Origin of the sequence: Curtobacterium uvaldense (genome assembly GCF_028307415.1) — a bacterium.
GTDB lineage: Bacteria > Actinomycetota > Actinomycetes > Actinomycetales > Microbacteriaceae > Curtobacterium.
The window spans coordinates 14215-34969 of sequence record NZ_JAQMHU010000032.1 but is presented as its reverse complement, the minus strand read 5'-3'; the positions used below and the strand labels follow the sequence as shown (position 1 = coordinate 34969).

Below are 20755 nucleotides of genomic sequence, written 5' to 3'. Positions count from 1 at the left end.
TTATTGGGGGTTTTTTTGGTAGGTCTTGTGTTTCTTGGCTACCAGGGGGGGGGGGCAATTGTTGGGGGGCGTGGGGGGGGGGGGGGCGGGGCGGGGGGGGGGGGGGCGGGGGGCGGGGCGGGCGCCCCGCCACCGGACCTCCCGGCTGCACCCTGCCGCGGGGCGGACGCGGCCTACTCCTCGACGATCTCCGCGAGCTCGAACGGCTCGACCGTCAGCTCGTCGCCGCCCGCGGCGACGTCCACGCGGACGGTGTCCCCGTCGCGGACGTCCCCGGACAGGATCGCCCGCGCCAACCGGTCGTCGATCTGCCGCTGCATGAGGCGGCGGAGCGGCCTCGCCCCGTAGACGGGGTCGTAGCCGCGGTCGGCGAGCCAGCTGCGCGCCGCCGGCGTCACGGCCAGCTCGAGTCGGCGGTCCGACAGACGACGAGCCAGACGGTCGACGTACAGCGACACGATCTGGCCGAGGTCGTCGGTGGTGAGCGCCTGGAACACGACGATGTCGTCGAGACGGTTCACGAACTCGGGCCGGAACGCCTGCTGCACGAGCTCACGCACGGCCTCGTCCCGTTGCTCGTCCGTGAGCGTCAGGTCGGTCATGAACTGCGATCCGAGGTTCGACGTCAGGACCATGATCGTGTTCCGGAAGTCGACCGTGCGCCCCTGCCCGTCGGTCAGGCGTCCGTCGTCGAGCACCTGGAGCAGGACGTCGAACACCTCGGGGTGCGCCTTCTCGACCTCGTCGAGCAGCACCACCGAGTACGGGCGGCGACGGACGGTCTCGGTGAGCTGCCCGCCGGCCTCGTACCCGACGTACCCGGGCGGGGCACCGATGAGCCGCGCGACCGAGTGCTTCTCGCCGTACTCGCTCATGTCGATGCGGACGAGGGCCTTCTCGTCGTCGAACAGGAACTCGGCGAGCGCCTTGGCGAGCTCGGTCTTGCCGACGCCGGTGGGGCCGAGGAACAGGAACGAGCCCGTCGGGCGGTCCGGGTCGGAGATGCCGGCGCGGGTGCGACGCACCGCCTCGGACACGGTGGACACCGCGGCGCGCTGCCCGATGATCCGACGACCGAGTTCGGCCTCCAGGTGCAGGAGCTTCTCGGTCTCACCCTGCAGCAGGCGCCCCATCGGGATGCCTGTCCACTGCGCGATCACGGCGGCGATGTCCTCGTCCGTGACGCTGTCGTTCACCATGCGGTCGGCGCTCTCGGCCTGCTCGGCCGCCGCGAGCTCGGCCTCGATCCGGGGCTTCTCGCCGTACTCGATGCGCGACACCGTCTCGTACTGCGCCTCCCGCTGCGCGCGCTGGCTGCGCATGTTCAGCTCGTCGAGCTGCTGCTTGAGCTCACCGATGCGGTTGAGGCTCGCCCGCTCGGCCTGCCACCGCTGCTCGAGCTCGTCGAGCCGCTCCTGGCGCCCGGCGAGCTCCGCGCGCAGGGTCGCCAGCCGCGCCTTCGACGCGTCGTCCTTCTCCTGCTTCAGCGCGAACTCCTCGACGCGCAGGCGGTCCACGCTGCGCTTGAGCTCGTCGATCTCGACCGGGCTCGAGTCGATCTCCATGCGCAGTCGGCTGGCGGCCTCGTCGATGAGGTCGATCGCCTTGTCGGGGAGCTGGCGACCGGAGATGTAGCGGTTCGACAGGCTCGCGGCGGCGACCAGGGCGGAGTCGTTGATGGTCACCTTGTGGTGCGCCTCGTACCGCTCCTTGAGTCCGCGGAGGATCGCCACGGTGTCCTCGACGCTCGGCTCCCCCACGAACACCTGCTGGAAGCGGCGCTCGAGCGCGGCGTCCTTCTCGATGTACTCGCGGTACTCGTCGAGCGTCGTCGCGCCGATCAGCCGCAGCTCACCGCGGGCGAGCATCGGCTTGAGCATGTTCGACGCCGCGACGGACCCTTCACCGCCGCCGGCCCCCATCAGCGTGTGCAGCTCGTCGATGAACGTGATGACCTGACCGTCGGAGTCGTCGATCTCCTTGAGGACGGCCTTGAGCCGCTCCTCGAACTCGCCGCGGTACTTCGCGCCGGCGATGAGGGCGGACATGTCGAGCGACACGAGCCGCTTGTCCTTCAGCGAGTCGGCGACGTCGCCGGCAACGATGCGCTGCGCGAGACCCTCGACCACGGCGGTCTTGCCGACCCCGGGCTCACCGATGAGCACGGGGTTGTTCTTGGTCCGCCGCGTCAGCACCTGGGAGACACGGCGGATCTCGGCGTCACGACCGATCACCGGGTCGAGCTTGCCGCTCCGCGCGATCGCGGTGAGGTCGACGCCGTACTGCTCGAGGGCGGTCTTCTGCCGTTCCTGCGAGTCGGGGGCGCCCTGGAGGTTCGCCATGCGGTCCGTCCTTTCCGTGCGGTGGTGGTGTACTTGAGTCTAATGCACTCAACTTACGAGCGCAGCGGTGCATTCCGGATCCCGACCGCGCTGACGACGGCTCCGGCGGCGAGCAGCAGCGCCATCACGACCATCGCGCGGTGCAACCCGTCGACGCTTACCCCGCCACCCAGGACGACGCCCGCCAGGGCCACCGTCACCAGCCCGGCGATGCGGGCGACCGCGTTGTTCACGGCGGACCCGGCACCGGCCTCCGCCTGCGGCACCGATCCGAGGACGGCACTCGTCAACGGCGTCACCATGGTCGCGATCCCCGCGCCGATCAGCACGAGCCCGGGCAGCACCGACCACCAGTAGCCCGCCGGGTCGTCGCCGGCGAGCAGCATCAGCAGCGCGCCGACCGCGGCCACGGCTGGCCCGGCAGCCATGAACCACCGTGGACCGTACCGGCCGGAGATCGAACCGACCGTGGTGGACAGCGCCAGGAGCATCAGCGTCGGCGGCAACGTCGCGAGTCCGGCGACCCACGCGGGGAAGTCCCACACCTCCTGCAGGAACAGGGTCACGACGAAGAACACCATCCCGAGCGCCCCGTAGATCGAGAGCGTCGCCAGGTTGCCGACCGTGAAGTTGCGCGCGCGGAACAGCTCCAGCGGCACCAGGGGCGAGCCGGCGGTCCGGGTCACGCGGAGCTCCCACGGCACGAAGGCCACGAGGGACGCCGCGCCGAGCACGAGCGCGGCGACGACGACCGGCGCGCCCCACCCGAGGCGCTCCTGCTCGATCAGGCCGAGGACGACACCGCCGACCCCGACCACGGCGAGCACCGCGCCGACGGCGTCCACCCGCGGACGGTCACCGGTGACCACGTCGCCGGAGATCCGCCGGACCAGGGGGATCGTCACCGCGATCGGCACGGCCGTCACCACGAAGATCCAGCGCCAGCCGATGCCGTCGACGATCAGCCCGCCGACGACCGGTCCGAGGATGGACGCGGCGCTCGACCAGGCCGTCCACGACCCGATGGCCTTCGCCTGCGCGGCACCCCGGAACGCCGCGACGACGAGCGCCAGGGCGCTCGGGGTCACGAGCGCCCCACCGACGCCCTGGAACGCCCGGGCGACGACCAGGACGTCGCCCGTCGGTGCGATCGCGCACACCACCGAGGCGACACCGAAGACGACCAGGCCCCACCGGATGATCCGGACCCGGCCGAACAGGTCCGAGAGGGAGCCGGCGACCAGGATCAACGAGCCGAGCGTGACCAGGTAGGCGTCGACGGTCCACTGCTGCACGACGAGACCACCACCGAGCTCCCGGCGGATCGCGGGCAGGGCGACGTTGACGACGCTCGAGTCGAGCCCGACGACGAAGGACGCGAGGATCGCGACCACGAGGACCACCCGGCGGTCGTCACGGAGCGGGGCCGTTGCGGCCGGAGCGGTCATGCGCCCCATCCTCCTCGTCGGAGTGATCCGGCGACCGGTTGCGCCGACGAAACAGCGCGCTCGCGAGCATCGTCGACATGCAACATGTCAACGCCCCCACTCGTCCACGTCTCGCCGGCCTCGACGCCGCTCGCGGGCTCGCCGTCCTCGGCATGTTCGCCGCCCACGTCGGAGCGGCGGACACGCTCTTCGACTGGACGGATCCGTCGAGCTGGCCCGACCTCGTGAACGGTCGCTCCTCGGTCCTGTTCGCGCTCTGCGCCGGGGCCTCCCTGGTCCTGCTCACCACAGGTCCGGGGCCGGCCGGTCGGGTCCGCGACCGACGGCACGTCCTCGCCCGTGCCGCGACGCTCCTGGCGATCGGCGGGCTCCTGACCCTGGTGCCCGGAGGCGTGCTCGTCATCCTGCCGACCTACGCCGTGCTGTTCGTCGCCGCGCTGCCGTTCCTGCGGCTCCGGCTCCGCTGGGTCGTCCTCGCCGCCGTGCTCGCCCTCGTGGTCGGTCCCGTGCTCGCCCTCGTCGGACAGGCCGTCGTCGAGATGACCGGCGGCAGCAGCACCGCGGGGCTGCTCTTCACCGGGTACCCCGCCGTGTCGTGGTTCGGGGTCGTCCTCGCGGGCGTGCTCGTGGCTCGACTCGGGCTCGACCGCGCCGACGTCCTGCGCCGGGTGCTCCTGGTGGGTGTCGGGCTCGCCGCGACCGGGTACGGAGCCGGAGCCGCGATCGGCACCGCACTCGGCATCACGGGACCGGTCGGGACGATGATCCCCGTCGGCGGAGGCGGGGACAGCGGCAGCGGCAGCGGCAGCGGCAGCGGCAGCGGCAGCGGCAGCGGCTCCGCGCCGACGGCGCCCGCCGTCCCGGAGGGCGGCCCCGGCATCGTCGCCCAGGACCCGCCCTTCCCGCGGATCGAGTGGGCACGCCTGCTCGACGTCACCCCGCACGCCGGGTCGACCTTCGAGCTCGTCGGAGCCCTCGGCGTCGCTCTCGCGGTGCTGGCTGCGCTCGGACTCCTCGGTCGGTACGCCCCGACGGTCCTGCTCCCGCTCAGCGCCGTCGGCCGTCTCGCGCTGACGCTCTACTGCGCGCACGTCCTGGCCGTCGGCGTCTGGTCGCGATCGGGCGAACCGGACCCGCTGCCGGCACTCGGCGGGTGGGGACCCTTCGTCGTCCTCCTCGTGGCCGCCGTCGTCGCCGCACTGCTCGTCCACCGCTCCGGTCGTCGGGGTCCCCTCGAGGCGCTCACCCGACGTGCCGCCCGAGCACTCGACGATCCACCGACCACGACGTCCTGACGTCGAGCAGGACCAGGGCCGGAGCAGGACGTCGCCCGAACGCCGAAGCCCCCGCGACCAGAGTGGTCGCGGGGGCTGCCGACAGGACGGGGCTGGGTGTCCTAGTTCTTGGGCTCGGCGGTCGAGTGCACGTCGGGCTGCACCGAGGGGCCGGGGTTGACGACGGGCTGCGCGGTCGGCTGCGCCGTGTTCTGCACGGTCGGACCGGTCGTCGCCGTGTTCACGGTGCCGTCGTCGTTCTTCTTCTTGTCGTCGCCCATCTCCTTCTTGAAGATGTTGATCGACTGGCCCAGGCCCTTGGCGAGCGCCGGGAGCTTGGTGGCACCGAACAGCAGGATGATGATCCCGAGGATGATCAGCAGGTGGATCCCCGTCAGGTTTCCGAGCATCATGTCTCCTTGTTCTGGGTCTGGCGACGCCCGTCCGGTCATCGTCGACCGGGAGGGCGGAAGTCCGGCGTCCGATCATCGTAACCCGCACCCGACCGGAAGCCCAGGCGGGAGCCGGAACGGACACCGTTCGCACAGGCTGCACCGGACGACATGGCAGCACCCCCGGAGGCCGCTGCTCTCCGGGGGTGCGCCGTTCCGGCCGCGGGTCAAGGCGCGGCCGGGGTCGGTGGGGCGGCTAGTAGGCGCCGCGGGACCGCAGGACGGACGGGATCGTCCTGGCGAGGATCACGAGGTCGTGCACGAACGACCAGTTCTCGACGTAGTGCAGGTCGAGCCGCACGCCCTCGACCCAGTCGAGGTCGGACCGACCACTGACCTGCCACAGTCCGGTCATGCCGGGCGTGACGAGCAGGCGCCGGTCGGCGAAGTCCTCGTACACCGCGACCTCACTCGGCAGCGCGGGGCGGGGGCCGACGAGGCTCATCGACCCCGTGAGGACGTTCCACAGCTGCGGCAGCTCGTCGAGCGACGTCCGACGAAGGAACGCACCGACCCGCGTCACCCGAGGGTCCCGCTGGAGCTTGAACAGGGGCCCCGAGCCCTCGTTGGCAGCGTCGAGTTCGGCGATCCGGGCCTCGGCGTCGACGCACATCGTGCGGAACTTCAGGATGGAGAACTCCTGCCCGCCCCGGCCGACCCGGCGCTGCCGGAAGAACACCGGGCCTCCGTCGTCGAGCCGGATGACGACGGCGATCGCCGCGAGCAGCGGCGCGAGCACGACCAGGCCGACGGCGGACCCGACCACGTCGAGCAGACGCTTGCCCCGACGGCACCCGTAGTCGGGCGTCTCCACGTGCATCAGCGGCAAGCCGTCCACGGGTCGCTCGTGGACACGACCCGACGCGATGTCGGCCAGCGGCGAGGAGACGACGAGTTCGACGCCGCGCTCCTCGAGCTGCCAGCCGAGACGACGCAGCCGCTCGTGCCCGCCGCGGATCGCACCGGTGACCACGACGGCGGCGACCCCGGTCGACGTCGCGACGTCGAGCACGTCGTCGATCCCGCCGACGACCTGCGAGGCGTCATCGCCGAGGGAGACCTCCGTGCCGACCTCGGCGCAGTCCGTGACGACGGCCGCGACCCGGTAGCCCGCGGCGGGGGCTGCGGCGATGCGTCGTCCGACGTACCGGACGTCGTCCAGGTCACCGACGAGCAGGACGTCGAGCAGCTGCCGCCCCTGGACCCGGCGCCGGGCGATGACCGTGCGGACGGCCTTGCGCCCGAGCGCGAGCAGGACCAGGCCGAGCGGGAACGCGATCGCCACGTACCCCCGCGCGATGTCGAGACGGACCGCGTAGGCGATCACGGCGACTGCTGCGGCGGCGGCGAGGCTCGCGGTCACGAGCCGTCGGTACTCCTCACCACCGACGCCGGCGATGCGGGGGTCGCGCGTCCGGAAGCCGGAGAGCAGGGCAGTCCAGAGCAGGATGATCGCGGGGGCCGTCACGACCTCGGTCCAGCCGGGGCTGGTCGTGAGGGAGGGCCCCTCCCACGGGAACCGGAGGGCGTGCGCGACGCCGAACGCGACGACGAGCAGCCCGAGGTCGAGCGCGCCGACGACGAGCGAGAACCGGTGCGATGCTCCCGCAGGGACACCTCGTCGAGGCGTGCTCGTCATCGGCCGACGCACTGCGAGAGACATCCAGCACCTCCGGACGATGGCCGGCAGGGGCGTTCCGTGCCGGGTCCGGTGACACCGGACCCGGCCAGTATATCAGTGCAGAGTGTGAGGTGTCGTGGGCAGCACAGCGTCCGTGAGCGACCAGAGCGCCGCGCCCTCCGTCAGGCGAGCAGCCTCGGCGTCGGACAGCCCGCGGACCCGGAAGCCCACGCGCTCCCCCGGCAGCAGCGTCATGAAACCGCGGTCGACGGTGCCGGTCGGAGCGATGCGGTCCGGCTGGACGAGCAGGTCCCGCACGAGCGACTCGGCCTCGACCACCAGGTCGTGTCCGTCACCGTCGGCCGCGGGGGCGACCGTCGTGCCGTACCGCGCCGGCTCCCACTGCACGTCCTTGTCCGGTGCGGCGGTCCAGACCGCACGACGCCAGTCCATGTCCGCCACCACGAGCTCGCGGGTCGGGTCGTCGAGGACGCCGACTGACTCGGGCAGGTCGATGACGGCGACACCGGCCTCCGCCAGTCGCACGGGCAGCGTGACCTCCGCCAGGATCCTGCCGGACACGTGCATGCGCCGGACACGTACCACGCTGTCGCGACCGCCACGGGAGGAGCGCACCGCGATCTCGACGGGCGAGTGCCCGAACGACCCGGGCGACACCCCGAGCGACAGCGTGTCCGCCAGTCCACCGGACCCGACCGTCCCGTCCCCGTGAGCCGACGGCGCGTCGTGATCCGCGCCTCCAGGCCGGTCTCCGGACGACGTCGGAACCACGTCGTCGTCAGCGGCCGGCCGCGCCACGGGCCGGATCGCCAGCAGGACGTCGTCGTACAGCCGACGCAGCTCGTGGGCGAGCGGCTTGAGCCGCCCGGCGGAGTCGATCGCGGACCACGACGCCACCGGCCACAGGTCGTTGAGCTGCCAGACGACGACCCCGGTGTTCCGCGGCCAGTGCGTCCGCCAGTGCTCGACGCCGGTCGCGACGGCCCGCGTCTGCTGCAGCTGCGTCAGGAAGTGCCAGCGGTCGAACTCGGCCGGATCGACGACGCCGAAGCGCGGCTCGATCCCCCGTGCCAGCTTGCCCATGCCGTCGTCGGCCTTCTGGTGGTGCACGACACCGGGCGAGTCCACGCGCAGCGGCTCGTCCGTGACCGCGTCGCGGAGGGTACGCCAGGCGGGCGGTGCCTGCCACCCGAACTCGGACACGAACCGCGGGACGGAGTCGCGGTAGTGGTCGTCGGACAGCCGGTTCCAGACGTCCCACGAGTGGTGCGTCTCGTGGTCGACGTCGTTCGCGGGCAGGGTCTCGGAACCCGACCAGGGCGAGGCGACCGTGTAGAAGCGCGACGGGTCGACCGCGTCGACGATCGTCGGGAGGAGGTCGAGGTAGTAGTCGAGCCCCCAGCCGCGGTCACCGAGCTCCTCGGCCCAGCCGTCCGCGTCGTGCAACCAGATGTTCTCGTTGTTGCCGTTCCAGACCACGAGCGACGGGTGGCCGGCCAGGCGTGCGACGTTGTCCCGGGCCTCGGCGACGACCTCGCTGCGGATCGGCTCGATCTCGGGGTAGGCCGCGCAGGCGAACGCGAAGTCCTGCCAGACGAGCAGGCCGAGCTCGTCGCAGACGTCGTAGAAGTCGTCGGACTCGTAGACCCCGCCGCCCCACACGCGGACGAGGTTCACGCCGAGGTCCGCGGCGACGCCGAGCCGGTCCGCGGTCCGCGCGCGGTCCACCCGCGACACGATGACGTCGTCCGGGATCCAGTTCACGCCGCGGACGTCGATGACGGTGCTGTTCACCACGACGGTGAAGGGCTTGCCGATCGCGTCGTCCGCGGTGTCGATCCGGGCCGAGCGGAAGCCCGTCTTCGCCGTCCGGCGGTCCAGGACCTCGCCGTCGACGGTCTGCAGCTCGACGGTCACGTCGTACCGGGGCTGCTCGCCGTAGCCGCGCGGCCACCAGCGCCGCACCTCGGGCACGCGCACCGTGACGACGGTCTCGTCGTCCTTCGGGGTCAGCTGCGCCCGGGAGCGCTGTCGGGTCGTCCCGCCGTCCACGGTCGGGCCGGCGACCGTGACGACGAGCACGAGGTCGTCGTCCTCACCGTCCTGGTCGAGGTCGTTCATCCCGGACCGCTCGACCCGCACGTGCGCGTCGAGGACGCCCTCGCCGGCCTCGACGTCGACCAGCGGCTTCACCTCGGCGAGCCGCGCCGTGGACCAGCGCTCGATCGCGACCGGACGCCACGGACCGCTCGTCACCGCGGTCAGGCCCCAGTCCCAGCCGAAGTTCGAGGCCTGCTTGCGGATGTACGGGAACGGTTCGTCGTACGGTCCCGGCATCGAGCCGGCGCGGGCGGCGACCCGGCCGGCCTCGCGGTACGGCGACTCGAAGAGCAGCTCGAGCTCGCGGTCGCCCGCGGCACCCGGGACGTCGTTGAGGTCGAACCGGTACCGCCGGTGCATGTTGCGGGTGGTGCCGACGACCACGCCGTCGAGGCTCAGCTCGGCGACCGTGTCGAGCCCCTCGCACACCAGGTCGACGCGCTCGTGCCCCCGAGGTGCGACGTCCACCGTCCGCCGGTAGGCCCAGTCGGCCCGGCCGACCCACTTCGCGCCGTCCTCGTTGCGGTCGAACGTCGGGTCCGCGACGAGTCCCTCGCGTTCGAGGTCCGTGTGCACCTGACCCGGCACCGTGGCGGGGATCGTGCGACCCGTGATCCCGGCCGGTGCCCCGGTCGGCACCTGGTCGCCGGCGATCGCCACGGTCCAGTCGTCGCGGAGTTCCTCGCGCTCGAGGGTCATGCGGGTCCTTTGCTGGGCGGACGGGGAGGGCGGACAGGAGCCGGCGGCGGCTCGTGGCCGCCCCGGCACCGTGACACCGGCCGGCGGTCGTGCCCGTGGTCGCGTGAGCGGCCGGGAGGCACGGCACCGGTCGCCCAGGCGTCGTCGCGTCCGCGCGCGCGGACGAGTGCTCGTCGCGCGCGGGGGTGCTCGGCGATGCTAGTACGTCGACCTTGCCGGCGACCACGTCCGCGACGACGGACCGCGCGACGCGTCCTGACGGCGTCGGGCCCCGTCGGGTCGTGTCCGCCCTCCGGCCCTGCGTGGCAGGGTGGTGCGGTGATCACCGTCGAACTCGCCCGGTCGCTGCGCGACGCCGGACTCCGCTGGCACCCGGGGACGGGCGACCGGTTCGTGATCGACAAGCCCGGGGTCGACGACGACGTCTACACCGTCTCCGAGATGACGGTGGAGCGGCACGACCACCCCAGCGGCACCTCGCTCGGCTTCAACGGGACGACGGAGTGGGCGCTCGACTCGGTCGAGGCGTCCGAGTCGCTCTGGCTCCCGCGGGAGGACCAGCTGCGCGACCTGCTCGGACCGGCGTTCGTGTCGCTCGCCGCCGGGTTCGTCGTCACGGCGACGATCGACGGGGTCGCCCGGGAGTTCCGCAGCGACGACCCGGCTGTGGCGTACGGGGACGCACTGCTCGCGTACATCACGGCCGCGCTCGCCTGAGCGGTCCGGTTCCCGCGCGCAGCGCGCCCGACTGAGTGTTGCCGGAATGCCTCCTGGGGGCGCTTTGGTTGCATGGTGACATGACCGTTCCGAACATCACCCTGAACGACGGCAAGACCATCCCGCAGCTCGGCTTCGGTGTCTTCCAGATCGATCCTTCCGACACGAAGGAGGCGACCCTCACCGCGCTCGAGGTCGGCTACCGCCACATCGACACCGCCGAGATGTACGGCAACGAGAAGGAGGTCGGCGAGGCCATCGAGGCGTCCGGCATCCCGCGCGAGGAGATCTTCGTCACGTCGAAGCTCAACAACGGCTTCCACGACCCGGCCCTCGCCGCCGAGAACGGCAAGAAGTCGGCCGACCTGCTCGGCGGGTACACGGACCTCTTCCTCATCCACTGGCCGCTGCCGACCGTGACGGACTTCGTGCCGACCTGGAAGGCGATGGAGGAGCTCTACCACGCCGGCACCGCCCGCTCGATCGGCGTGAGCAACTTCCAGGCGCACCACCTCAACCGCCTGGCCGCCGAGACGACGATCACCCCGGCCGTCAACCAGATCGAGGTGCACCCGTACCTCGTGCAGGACGAGCTCCGCGCCTACGACACCGAGCACGGCATCGCGACCGAGGCCTGGTCCCCGATCGCTCAGGGCCTCGTGCTCGACGACGAGACCATCACCCGTATCGCCGGCGCCACGGGCAAGACCCCGGCGCAGGTCGTCCTCCGCTGGCACATCCAGCGCGGCGACATCGTCTTCCCGAAGTCGGTCACGCGCTCGCGGGTCGAGGAGAACTTCGCGATCTTCGACTTCGAGCTCTCCGACGACGACATGACGGCGATCACCTCGCTCGACAAGGGCCACCGCACGGGCCCGGACCCCGACACGTTCGACTACGTCCCCGCCTGATCCGAGGACACGTCGACGAAGCGCCCCGCCATCGGCGGGGCGCTTCGTCGTGCACGGGATATCGCTCACACCCGGGATAGTTTCAGTATGCGAAATACAACATGGGTGCTCGTCCGCGCTGTCACTGGCACGGATCCCACCGAAAGGAACCCATGCGCAAGATCACCCGTGCCGCCACCGGGGCGGCACTCGGACTCGTCCTCACCTCGTCGGGTTTCGTCGTCGCGACGGCCGCCAACGCGGCACCCGACCTCCCGACGATCCCGGGCGCGACGCACGAGCGACCCATCGCCGACAGCTTCACCGGCATCAACGAGGTCCAGGGGGCGCGGAGCACCGGCGAGCGCGACGGGCTCAGCGTCTTCGAAGCGAGCCGCGCGACCCCGTCCGTCGCGGTCACGAGCTCGGTCTCGAAGGGCTCGCTCAAGGTCGTCGACCAGCAGGGCCACCTGCTCTGCACCGGGCACAACACCCCGGCGAACCAGCACCTGTACACCTGCGACCTCGCCGTCCTGCCGTCGGGTCCGCAGGTCATCACCGCCGCGGTCGTCAAGGCGGACGGGCACCACAGTGCTCCGGACCAGGCGCAGCTCGACGCCTACGCCGCCGACCCGGTCGTCTCGTCCGTCGACCGGAAGGGCGACGATCTGGTCGTCCGCGGCACCGCGAACCGCGACGTGCGCGTCGAGGCATCGCTCGACCGGGGATCGATCGTGGCGAGCGCCCCGACCGGCGCCGACGGCCGCTTCGAGATCACGATCCCGGGCGGTGCCGCCGCCGAGCAGGCCGCGCTCCGCGCCGTGAACGACGTGATCCCGGCCAGCACCCCGAACCACGACCTGTTCGCCGTGAGCAACTGGGCCCCGGTCGACACCGGCAGCACGCAGCCCGGCGACGGCCAGCAGGGCGGCGACGGCCAGCAGGGCGGCGGCGAGCAGCCGGGTGCCGGTCAGGGCGACGGCCAGCAGGGCGGCGGCGAGCAGCCGGGCGCCGGTCAGGGTGACGGCCAGCAGGGCGGCGGCGAGCAGCCGGGTGCCGGTCAGGGTGACGGCCAGCAGGGCGGCGGGGAGCAGCCCGGCGAGGGGCAGTCCCCGGTCGAGGCCGTGACGAACCTGCACGACGGCGACGAGGTCCGCACCTCGCAGCCGACGTTCGAGGGCACCGCTCGTCCCGGCGGCTCGGTGAGCATCGGCGGCATCACCGGCCCGGCGCTCGGCGTCGCCACCGCCGACGAGCACGGGCACTGGTCCACGAAGCTCGAGGGCTCCCTCTACAAGGGCGAGAACCGGGTCGTCGTCCGCTTCCAGCAGGCGAACGGCGACTGGGTCGAGCGCCAGCGACTCGACATCACCTACACGCCGAAGTCCTCGACGTTCGAGCCGGCCCTGGCGAGCGGATCGACCGTCCACGAGGCGCGACCCGCGATCTCCGGCTCCGGCGTCCGTGCCTACAGCACGGTGGACCTGGAGGACGCGAACGGCCGCACCTACGCGTCGGGGCGTGCGAACGCCGACGGCGAGTTCACGCTGGCCTTCTCCCGCGACCTGCGTGAGGGCGAGAACGACCTGCACTTCCTCTTCGAGAGCCGTACGGGCGCCTGGACCAGCTCGGACTACGTCCTCACGTACTCGGCGCCCGGCGAGGGCACCGAGCAGCCCGGCGACGGCAGCGGCACCGAGCAGCCCGGCGAGGGCACCGAGCAGCCCGGCGACGGCAGCGGCACCGAGGAGCCCGGCGACGGCAGCGGCACCGAGGAGCCGGGTGACGGCGCGTCCGACACCGCGTTCGCCGTCGACTCGACCCGCATCAGCGACAGCCAGGTCGCCGTGGACGTCCTCGGCCCGAAGGGCACCGAGGTGACCGTCGCGGCCAACGGCAAGACCAAGACGGTGACCCTCGGCGACGAGGAAGCGGCGCAGGTCGTCGTGACCGCTCCGAAGAAGCTCACCACGGTCGTCACCGCGACCGCGACGATCGACGGCGAGCAGGTCGAGCGCACGCTCACGATCGGCAACGGCGACCACGCCGCCGACCAGCTCGAGGCCCAGGTCACGAGCACCAGCGCCCTCTTCGGCACCGCGCAGATCACCGTGTGGGGCCTCCCCACCGGCATCGCCGGCCTGCAGGCCCACGAGGGCGAGCAGCAGCTCGCCGCGGGCGCGATCAAGGCCGACGGCGAGGGCAAGCTCTCCCTGTCCGGTCTCGCGAAGGGTGACCACGTGATCACCGTGACCGCCGGCGGCAAGCAGACCCAGGTGTCCGTGCACATCTGAGCCCGACCGCTCGCGCACGACGGCCCCGTCACCACGGTGACGGGGCCGTCGTCGTCCCCGCCTCAGTCGGCCCGGCGCGAGGCCGTCACCGTGAACTTCGCGGTCCGGACGACCTGTCGGGTCGGTCCGACGAGCCGCTCGAGCATGGGTCGGTACCGCAGGTGCGAGTTCCAGACGCACCACAGTTCACCGCCGGCCTGGAGGATCGTGGCCGCGTTGCGGAACATCGCCTCGGCCGCGTCGGTGCTCACCGTGGTGCCCTCGTGGAAGGGCGGGTTGCAGAGCACGAGCTTCGCAGACCCCTCGTCGAGCTCGTCGCCCGCGTCCGACCGGACGACCGTCACCCGGTCCGCGACGCCGTTCGCCACCGCCGTCGCCCGCGTCGACGCCACGGCGATCGCCGAGACGTCGGTCGCGACCACCTTGACGGCCGGGCGGCGGCGCGCCAGAGCAGTCGCGATGACGCCGTTCCCGCACCCGAGGTCGACGGCGACCCGCGCCGACGGGACGGCGTCGTCCATGACGTCGAGCAGCACCCGGGTGCCCTGGTCGAGCGACGTCCCCGCGAAGACGCCGCCGTGCGCGACGAGCGTCATCCCGAGCTCGTCGACGTGCACGGACCGCGGCCAGGGGTTCGTCGCGTCCGCGCGCACCGCCGTCGCACGGAGCGGGTCCTGCGCGATGAGCAGCCGCGACTTGCCGCGACCCCGTGACGCGGTGACCTCGCCGAAGTACCGGCGCAGGACGTCGTTCTGCGACAGGTTCATGTGCTTCGAGACCCCGCCGCAGAGCAGGACCACGTCGGGCGCCGCCCAGCGGGCGACGGCGCGTGCGAGTTCGTCGAGCCGGTCGTTCGACTTCGACAGCCGGAGGAGCACCAGGCGGACGTCGCGGAAGGCCTGCTCGAGCGTCTCGGTCAGCACGAAGCCGCTCCGGCCGAAGGTGCCGGCGTTCGCCTGCAGCGCCCGCACCCCGACGAGCGAGTCCTGCACGACCCGGACGCCCGACGCGCCGTGCACGGTCATGGCTCCGAGGGTCAGCACCCCGTACCGGTCGTCGACGACGGCGACCTCACCGGGCTGCCGGAGCGCGTCCCCGTGCACGTGCGGTGCCTCGTCGAGCATGAAGCGGTCGGTGCCGTCGATCGCGACGAGGTCGGGCTCGTCGCTGACCGGGGAGCGCCGGAAGTGGTCGGCGAAGTCGAATGGCACGGCCCCAGGGTACTCAGACGACGGTGCGGAGCCGCGCCGGTGCGCACGGCAGCGGTATATCACCGGTGCCGGTGGTATCCCAAGCCCCTACGCTCGGAGGAGACCGTTGCGCGACGAGCAACGGCAGGACGAGCGAGAGGGGCCGATGTTCGCTTCGCCAGACGCCGGCCGGCGTCCCCGCCTGCGGGACCAGGCGCGGGAACGCCTGCGGACCGAGATCATGAGCGGGGCGCTCGCCCCGGGGACCCTGCTCGACGACGAACAGCTCGCGCTCCGGCTCCGGTGCTCCCGGACGCCCGTGCGAGAGGCACTGTCGGACCTCGGGCACCTCGGTCTCGTCGAGTTCCGGCCGAACCGGTACACGCGCGTCACGGTCCCGCGCCGCGACGAACTCATCCCGACGCTGCAGACGCTCGGACTGCTCTTCGGGGGCGTCGTCCGCACCACGATCGGCGACCTCGGGGACCGCGACCGCGCCGCGCTCTTCCGGCGCATCGGGCTCGTGCTCGACTGCATGGCGATGCCCACGTGGCAGTGGGGTTCGGACGCGATCACCCCGGTCTACCGGACCTTCCTCGCGGCGTGCGACAACCCCCTCCTCGTGGCGGCCCTGAGCGGGACCCTCGACGGCCTGACGTACCGCCTGCGGCACGACGACATCCGGAGCGCGCTGCCCTGGGAACACATCCGGAACGGTCTCGTCGCGCTCCGCGTCGCGGTCGACTGCCGCGACGGACGCCTCGCGGAGCGGGCGACCTGGACGGTCCACCTGCTCCCCGACCCCGACCGTGGGCGGTCTTGACATGTGCGCGTCCTGCGTCCGCTCGGTCATCGACACGGTCCGGGCGCACCGTCCTGGTCGCTGCTCGTCCGAGGACGACCGCCCCTCGCTCCCCCGGTGCACCGCGGTCGACGGCGTGCGTCGCGACCTCTTCGACCCGCCGGTCGACTGACCTCAGCGCTGGGGGCGGTACAGCACCACCGCCGTGTTCCGCTGCGGTCGCATGCCCGCGCGCAGCGGGACTGCAGCGCCGGTCGTCGTCGCCGCGAAGACACGGGCGCCCGGGCGCGCGATGAGCTGATCGGCGAGCGCCCGCTCCAGCTCGCGCACGCGATCGCGGAGCACCTGGTTCTCGTTCTCGAGGTCGAGCACCCGTCGAATCCCCTCCAACGACACCCCCTCGGAACCGAGCCGCGCGATCTCGCGCAACTGCGCGACGTCGCGCATCGAGTAGCGGCGCGAGCCGCCGCGGGTGCGGCCCGGCACGACCAGGCCGAGCCGGTCGTACTGCCGCAGCGTCTGCGGGTGCATCTCGGCGAGCTCCGCCGCCACCGCGATCGCGAAGACGGGCGAGTTCTCGTCCATGTCGGTCATGGCTGGTTCCTTTCCGTCGTCCGCGTGGTCCGGAAACCAGTCTGGAGGCCCGGTGACGGTTCCTGACGGAGCCGCACCGAGCCTCCAGACCGGTTCACTGCTGTGGCTGCGCAGCGCTAGCCGCGCGCCTTGGCGAGGAGGTCCTCGCGGGGGTCCTCGTCGGGCAGGGCTGCGCGGAGGGCCTCGACGGCCTCGCGCTGCTTGTCCGACAGGTGCGACGGCACCGCGACCTGCACGGTGGCGAGCAGGTCACCGGTGCCGCTCTTGGTCGTGACCCCGCGTCCCTTGACGCGCAGGACGCGGCCGGACGGCGTGCCGGGGGCGACCTTGAGCTTGACGGGCTCGCCGCCGAGCGTCGGCACCTGGATCGTCGCGCCGAGCGCCGCCTCGACGAACGTCACGGGGACATCCACGCGGAGGTGCTGCCCGTCGCGCTCGAAGACCGGGTGCTTGCGGACGGAGACGCTGACGACCAGGTCGCCGGCCTCTCCGCCGTCCGGACTCGGCTCGCCGCGCCCGCGCAGGCGGATCTTCTGCCCGTCGGCGACGCCCGCGGGGATACGGACGTTCACCGGTCGGCCGTTGCCCTGCGAGAGCTTGACGGTGTCACCGGCGATCGCGGTGGTGAAGTCGAGCGTCGTCGACGCCGTGACGTCGCGGCCCTTGGTCGGACCACCGAAGCCGCGGAAGCCGCCGGACGACTGCCCGAAGCCCTGCCCGCCGCCGAACATCCCGCCGAGGATGTCCTCGAAGCCGCCGGCGCCGCCGCGAGCACCGCCCTGGCCGAAGCGCACACGCTGCCCGCCCTGCTGGCCGAACATCCCGCCGAAGACGTCCTCGAACCCGCCGCCCTGACCCGGGCCACCCGCGGTGAAGCGGGCGCCGGACCCCATGGCACGGACCTGGTCGTACTCGGCGCGCTGCTCCTTGTCGGAGAGCACCGAGTAGGCCTCGCTGATCTCCTTGAAGCGGGACTCGGCGGCAGCGTCACCCGGGTTGGAGTCCGGGTGGTACTGCCGGGCGAGCTTCCGGTAGGTCTTCTTCAGCTCAGCGTCGCTCGCCGTCTTGTCGACGCCGAGGACCTTGTAGAAGTCCTTGTCGAACCAGTCCTGACTGGCCATGAATCCCTACCTCCTTCCCGAGCCTCAGGCCGGGACCGCGACGGCGACCTTGGCCGCGCGGAGCACGCGGTCGCCGAGCTTGTAGCCCGGCTCCACGACGTCCGCCACGGTCTGGTCGGTCGCACCCGGCGTGGGCAGCTGCACGATCGCCTCGTGCACGTTCGGGTCGAAGAGCTCGCCCTTCTCGCCGATCTGCACCAGCTTGAACTTCTCGAAGCCGCCGCGGATCTTCTGGCCGATGACCTGCATGGGGCCCTCGGTCAGGTCGCCGTGCGCCTCGGCGCGGGTCAGGTCGTCGAGGGCCGGCAGCAGGGCGCGGACGACCTCGGCGATGACGGCGTCGCGGTTCGCCTCACGGTCGCGCTCGACGCGCTTCCGGAAGTTCACCAGCTCGGCCTGCGCGCGGAGCATGTCGGCGCGCATGTCGGCGACGAGGTCACGGTCGGCCTGCGACAGCTTGTCCTCTTCCATGCCGCGGGCCGCGTCGTCGAGCAGGGCCTGGTCCTCCGGGGAGAGGTCGCTGGCCTCGTCGGCACCCGCCTGGTCGCCCTTCGCCCGGTCGGCCTGCGGGCCGCCGGCGGCGGGGCCGTCCGTGGGGATCTCCACGTCCGGCCCCTCCGCCTCGATGAGGTCCTCGGGCTCCTGCGCGTTGGTGGCGTCGCCCTCGACCTGGGGCTCGTCCTCGTTCGGCACGTTGTCCTTGGGGTCCGTCATCGTTACTTCTTGTCCTTGTCGTCCTCGTCGTCCACGACCTCGGCGTCGACGATGTCCTCGTCGTCCTCCTGCGGCTGGTCGGCGGTCGGCTGCTCGCCACCGGCCGCGGCGCCCGCGTCCTGCTGGGCGTAGATGGCCTGGCCGAGCTTGCCCTGCGACTCGTTGAGCTTGTCGAAGGCGGTCTTCACGGCCTCGTCGTCGTCACCCGCGAGGGCCGACTTGAGGGAGTCGACGTCCGCCTGCACCTCGGACTTGACGTCCGCGGGGAGCTTGTCGTCGTTCTCCTTGATGAGCTTCTCGATCGAGTAGACGAGCTGCTCGGCCTGGTTGCGACGCTCGTTGGCCTCACGGCGGGCCTTGTCCTCGGCGGCGTGCTCCTCGGCCTCGCGCACCATGCGCTCGATGTCCTCCTTCGGCAGCGACGAGCCGCCGGAGATGACCATCGACTGCTCCTTGCCGGTGCCCTTGTCCTTCGCGGACACGTGCACGATGCCGTTGGCGTCGATGTCGAAGGTGACCTCGACCTGCGGCACGCCGCGGGGAGCCGGGGCGATGCCGGTGAGCTCGAAGGTGCCCAGCGGCTTGTTGTCGCGGGTGAACTCGCGCTCGCCCTGGAAGACCTGGATCGCGACCGACGGCTGGTTGTCGTCGGCGGTCGTGAAGGTCTCGCTGCGCTTGGTCGGGATCGCGGTGTTGCGGTCGATGAGCTTCGTCATCAGGCCACCCTTGGTCTCGATGCCGAGGGACAGCGGCGTGACGTCGATGAGCAGGACGTCCTTGCGCTCGCCCTTCAGGACACCGGCCTGCAGGGCGGCACCGACGGCGACGACCTCGTCCGGGTTGACGCCCTGGTTCGGCTGCTTGCCACCGGTCAGGCTCTTGACGACCTCGGCCACGGCGGGCATGCGGGTCGAACCACCGACGAGCACCACGTGCGCGATGTCGCTGACCGAGACCCCCGCCTCCTTGATGACGTCGTTGAACGGCTTCTTCGTGCGGTCGAGCAGGTCGGAGGTCATCTGCTCGAACTGCGCGCGCGAGATGGTCTCGTCGAGGTTCAGCGGGCCCTCGGCGGTGAGCGTGAGGTACGGGAGCTGGATGTTCGCCGACATCTGCGACGAGAGCTCCTTCTTGGCCTGCTCAGCGGCTTCCTTCAGGCGCTGCTTCGCGATCTTGTCGGTCGACAGGTCGACGCCGTGCTCGTCCTTGAACTTCTTGACGAGGTGGTCGACGATGCGCTGGTCCCAGTCGTCGCCGCCGAGGCGGTTGTCGCCCGAGGTCGCGCGGACCTGGATCGTGGAGAAGTCGTCGTCCTTGCCCACCTCGAGCAGGGAGACGTCGAACGTGCCACCACCGAGGTCGAAGACCAGGATGAGCTCGTCCTCCTTGCCCTTGTCGAGGCCGTAGGCGAGCGCCGCGGCGGTCGGCTCGTTGATGATGCGGAGGACGTTGAGGCCGGCGATCTCACCGGCGTCCTTCGTGGCCTGGCGCTCGGCGTCGTTGAAGTACGCCGGGACGGTGATGACCGCGTCGGTGACGTCCTCGCCGAGGTACTGCTCGGCGTCGCGCTTGAGCTTGCCGAGGGTGCGGGCCGAGATCTCCTGCGGCGTGTAGCTCTTGCCGTCGATGTCGACCTTCCAGTCGGTACCGATGTGGCGCTTCACGGAGGCGATGGTGCGGTCGACGTTGGTGACGGCCTGGCGCTTGGCGGTCTCGCCGACCAGGACCTCGCCGTCCTTCGTGAAGGCGACGATCGACGGCGTGGTGCGGAGCCCCTCGGCGTTCGCGATGACCGTGGGCTCGCCACCCTCGAGCACGCTGACGACCGAGTTGGTGGTTCCGAGGTCGATGCCTACTGCACGTCCCATGTTGTGGTGCTCCTTCGGTTGGGTTCGTGGTCTTGCTGAAGCATACGCGGAGTTGCGTCCGCTGCACTCAAGTTTACTCAGAGCCGGCCGCGCGTCAAGTCCCCGAAGCGGAAGTTGAGTCGAGCGGGGGCAAGTTCGCCGTAGTCATCGCACTCGGCAGAACCTCAGGAACATGGCTGATATTTCTTATGTCCTATGACCAGTGCCCGGCGCTGTCCTGCGCGCGTGGCCTCGATCCGAAAGACATCTCTTCACATGAAGTCATTCCTCCGGAGGGCCGTCGCGACCGGCGTCGCCCTCTCGTCCCTCGCCGTCGGCGTCACCGTCGTCGCGCCTGCACATGCTGCGACGCGCGCAGAGAGCGCGCCTCGTGTCAAGCTCCTCTTCCAAAGCGGTTCGAGCATCGTCACGCCCAGCCAGCGAGCGGCAGGTAACGCAACGGAAACGTTCTACAAGAGCTACGCAAGCCTGCAGCAAGCTCTTGAACAGGCGCCGGCTTTCGACGCCCTGCTCACGGCGAACGGTTATCGGCTGAGAGCGGACGGCGGGTATTGCCTTGGCAGGTTCACGAATACCTCGGCATCCGGTCGGACGCAAACGGTACTTGG

The 20755-nt window shown here is 71.5% G+C and carries 15 protein-coding genes; 5 read left to right on the top strand and 10 right to left on the bottom strand.

The genetic code is table 11. The features are described 5' to 3' along the window. Nucleotides 1–173: 173 nt before the first annotated feature. Nucleotides 174–2342: an ATP-dependent Clp protease ATP-binding subunit gene (locus PIJ49_RS14695; RefSeq protein WP_271826936.1), complete on the bottom strand. Its 2169-nt coding sequence runs from the start codon at nucleotides 2340–2342 to the stop codon at nucleotides 174–176. A 53-nt stretch (nucleotides 2343–2395) separates the two neighbouring features. Further along, complete coding sequence (locus PIJ49_RS14690) at nucleotides 2396–3790, bottom strand: MFS transporter (RefSeq protein ID WP_271826935.1); 1395 nt, start codon at nucleotides 3788–3790, stop codon at nucleotides 2396–2398. Between the two features lie 77 nt (nucleotides 3791–3867). On the opposite strand from PIJ49_RS14690, the gene PIJ49_RS14685 reads away from it, so the two are divergent. Then, nucleotides 3868–5085, top strand: coding sequence for a heparan-alpha-glucosaminide N-acetyltransferase domain-containing protein (locus PIJ49_RS14685; RefSeq protein ID WP_271826934.1), 1218 nt, complete (start codon nucleotides 3868–3870; stop codon nucleotides 5083–5085). A 101-nt stretch (nucleotides 5086–5186) separates the two neighbouring features. Here the strand turns inward: PIJ49_RS14685 and tatA are convergent, their stop codons facing one another. The 3 genes from tatA to PIJ49_RS14670 form a co-directional block, all read right to left on the bottom strand. Further along, entirely contained in the window at nucleotides 5187–5477 is a 291-nt protein-coding gene (tatA, locus tag PIJ49_RS14680) for a twin-arginine translocase TatA/TatE family subunit (RefSeq protein ID WP_396137163.1), read from the bottom strand. Nucleotides 5478–5712: 235 nt separating this feature from the next. Beyond that, nucleotides 5713–7155, bottom strand: a complete 1443-nt coding sequence (locus tag PIJ49_RS14675; protein ID WP_271826933.1) for a sugar transferase — start codon at nucleotides 7153–7155, stop codon at nucleotides 5713–5715. Between the two features lie 96 nt (nucleotides 7156–7251). After that, a complete protein-coding gene (locus tag PIJ49_RS14670; RefSeq protein ID WP_271826931.1) occupies nucleotides 7252–9957 on the bottom strand; it encodes a glycoside hydrolase family 2 protein in 2706 nt (901 codons plus the stop codon). A 318-nt stretch (nucleotides 9958–10275) separates the two neighbouring features. On the opposite strand from PIJ49_RS14670, the gene PIJ49_RS14665 reads away from it, so the two are divergent. From PIJ49_RS14665 to PIJ49_RS14655, 3 genes are all read left to right on the top strand, one after another. Continuing rightward, a complete protein-coding gene (locus tag PIJ49_RS14665) occupies nucleotides 10276–10674 on the top strand; it encodes a pilus assembly protein CpaE (protein ID WP_066651968.1) in 399 nt (132 codons plus the stop codon). Nucleotides 10675–10754: 80 nt separating this feature from the next. Continuing rightward, the gene (locus PIJ49_RS14660; protein ID WP_271826930.1) at nucleotides 10755–11585 is read left to right on the top strand and encodes an aldo/keto reductase; all 831 of its coding nucleotides are present in this window, start codon (nucleotides 10755–10757) and stop codon (nucleotides 11583–11585) included. A gap of 152 nt (nucleotides 11586–11737) precedes the next feature. Further along, a complete protein-coding gene (locus PIJ49_RS14655) occupies nucleotides 11738–13858 on the top strand; it encodes a hypothetical protein (protein ID WP_271826929.1) in 2121 nt (706 codons plus the stop codon). Nucleotides 13859–13920: 62 nt separating this feature from the next. Here the strand turns inward: PIJ49_RS14655 and PIJ49_RS14650 are convergent, their stop codons facing one another. Further along, on the bottom strand, nucleotides 13921–15069 hold the full coding sequence (locus PIJ49_RS14650) for a class I SAM-dependent methyltransferase (protein WP_251154144.1): 1149 nt from the start codon (nucleotides 15067–15069) through the stop codon (nucleotides 13921–13923). 145 nt (nucleotides 15070–15214) lie between these two features. On the opposite strand from PIJ49_RS14650, the gene PIJ49_RS14645 reads away from it, so the two are divergent. Beyond that, complete coding sequence (locus tag PIJ49_RS14645) at nucleotides 15215–15871, top strand: GntR family transcriptional regulator (RefSeq protein ID WP_066651959.1); 657 nt, start codon at nucleotides 15215–15217, stop codon at nucleotides 15869–15871. A 153-nt stretch (nucleotides 15872–16024) separates the two neighbouring features. On the opposite strand, the gene PIJ49_RS14640 is transcribed toward PIJ49_RS14645, so the two are convergent. The 4 genes from PIJ49_RS14640 to dnaK all read right to left on the bottom strand — a co-directional run bounded on the left by PIJ49_RS14640 (nucleotide 16025) and on the right by dnaK (nucleotide 20147). Next, complete coding sequence (locus tag PIJ49_RS14640; protein WP_251154407.1) at nucleotides 16025–16435, bottom strand: heat shock protein transcriptional repressor HspR; 411 nt, start codon at nucleotides 16433–16435, stop codon at nucleotides 16025–16027. A 125-nt stretch (nucleotides 16436–16560) separates the two neighbouring features. Beyond that, entirely contained in the window at nucleotides 16561–17565 is a 1005-nt protein-coding gene (locus PIJ49_RS14635; RefSeq protein WP_251160495.1) for a DnaJ C-terminal domain-containing protein, read from the bottom strand. Between the two features lie 24 nt (nucleotides 17566–17589). Beyond that, entirely contained in the window at nucleotides 17590–18279 is a 690-nt protein-coding gene (locus tag PIJ49_RS14630) for a nucleotide exchange factor GrpE (RefSeq protein WP_251160496.1), read from the bottom strand. Nucleotides 18280–18281: 2 nt separating this feature from the next. Continuing rightward, the gene (gene dnaK, locus PIJ49_RS14625; RefSeq protein WP_271826928.1) at nucleotides 18282–20147 is read right to left on the bottom strand and encodes a molecular chaperone DnaK; all 1866 of its coding nucleotides are present in this window, start codon (nucleotides 20145–20147) and stop codon (nucleotides 18282–18284) included. Between the last annotated feature and the right edge of the window lie 608 nt (nucleotides 20148–20755).

Excerpts from the sequence above, each read along its gene's own strand:
- PIJ49_RS14695 (WP_271826936.1), bottom strand. The coding sequence starts at position 2,342 with ATGGCGAACCTCCAGGGCGCCCCCGACTCGCAGGAACGGCAGAAGACC.
- PIJ49_RS14690 (WP_271826935.1), bottom strand. The coding sequence starts at position 3,790 with ATGACCGCTCCGGCCGCAACGGCCCCGCTCCGTGACGACCGCCGGGTG.
- PIJ49_RS14685 (WP_271826934.1), top strand. The coding sequence starts at position 3,868 with ATGCAACATGTCAACGCCCCCACTCGTCCACGTCTCGCCGGCCTCGAC.
- tatA (WP_396137163.1), bottom strand. The coding sequence starts at position 5,477 with ATGATGCTCGGAAACCTGACGGGGATCCACCTGCTGATCATCCTCGGG.
- PIJ49_RS14675 (WP_271826933.1), bottom strand. The coding sequence starts at position 7,155 with ATGACGAGCACGCCTCGACGAGGTGTCCCTGCGGGAGCATCGCACCGG.
- PIJ49_RS14670 (WP_271826931.1), bottom strand. The coding sequence starts at position 9,957 with ATGACCCTCGAGCGCGAGGAACTCCGCGACGACTGGACCGTGGCGATC.
- PIJ49_RS14660 (WP_271826930.1), top strand. The coding sequence starts at position 10,755 with ATGACCGTTCCGAACATCACCCTGAACGACGGCAAGACCATCCCGCAG.
- PIJ49_RS14655 (WP_271826929.1), top strand. The coding sequence starts at position 11,738 with ATGCGCAAGATCACCCGTGCCGCCACCGGGGCGGCACTCGGACTCGTC.
- PIJ49_RS14645 (WP_066651959.1), top strand. The coding sequence starts at position 15,215 with ATGTTCGCTTCGCCAGACGCCGGCCGGCGTCCCCGCCTGCGGGACCAG.
- PIJ49_RS14640 (WP_251154407.1), bottom strand. The coding sequence starts at position 16,435 with ATGGACGAGAACTCGCCCGTCTTCGCGATCGCGGTGGCGGCGGAGCTC.
- PIJ49_RS14635 (WP_251160495.1), bottom strand. The coding sequence starts at position 17,565 with ATGGCCAGTCAGGACTGGTTCGACAAGGACTTCTACAAGGTCCTCGGC.
- PIJ49_RS14630 (WP_251160496.1), bottom strand. The coding sequence starts at position 18,279 with ATGACGGACCCCAAGGACAACGTGCCGAACGAGGACGAGCCCCAGGTC.
- dnaK (WP_271826928.1), bottom strand. The coding sequence starts at position 20,147 with ATGGGACGTGCAGTAGGCATCGACCTCGGAACCACCAACTCGGTCGTC.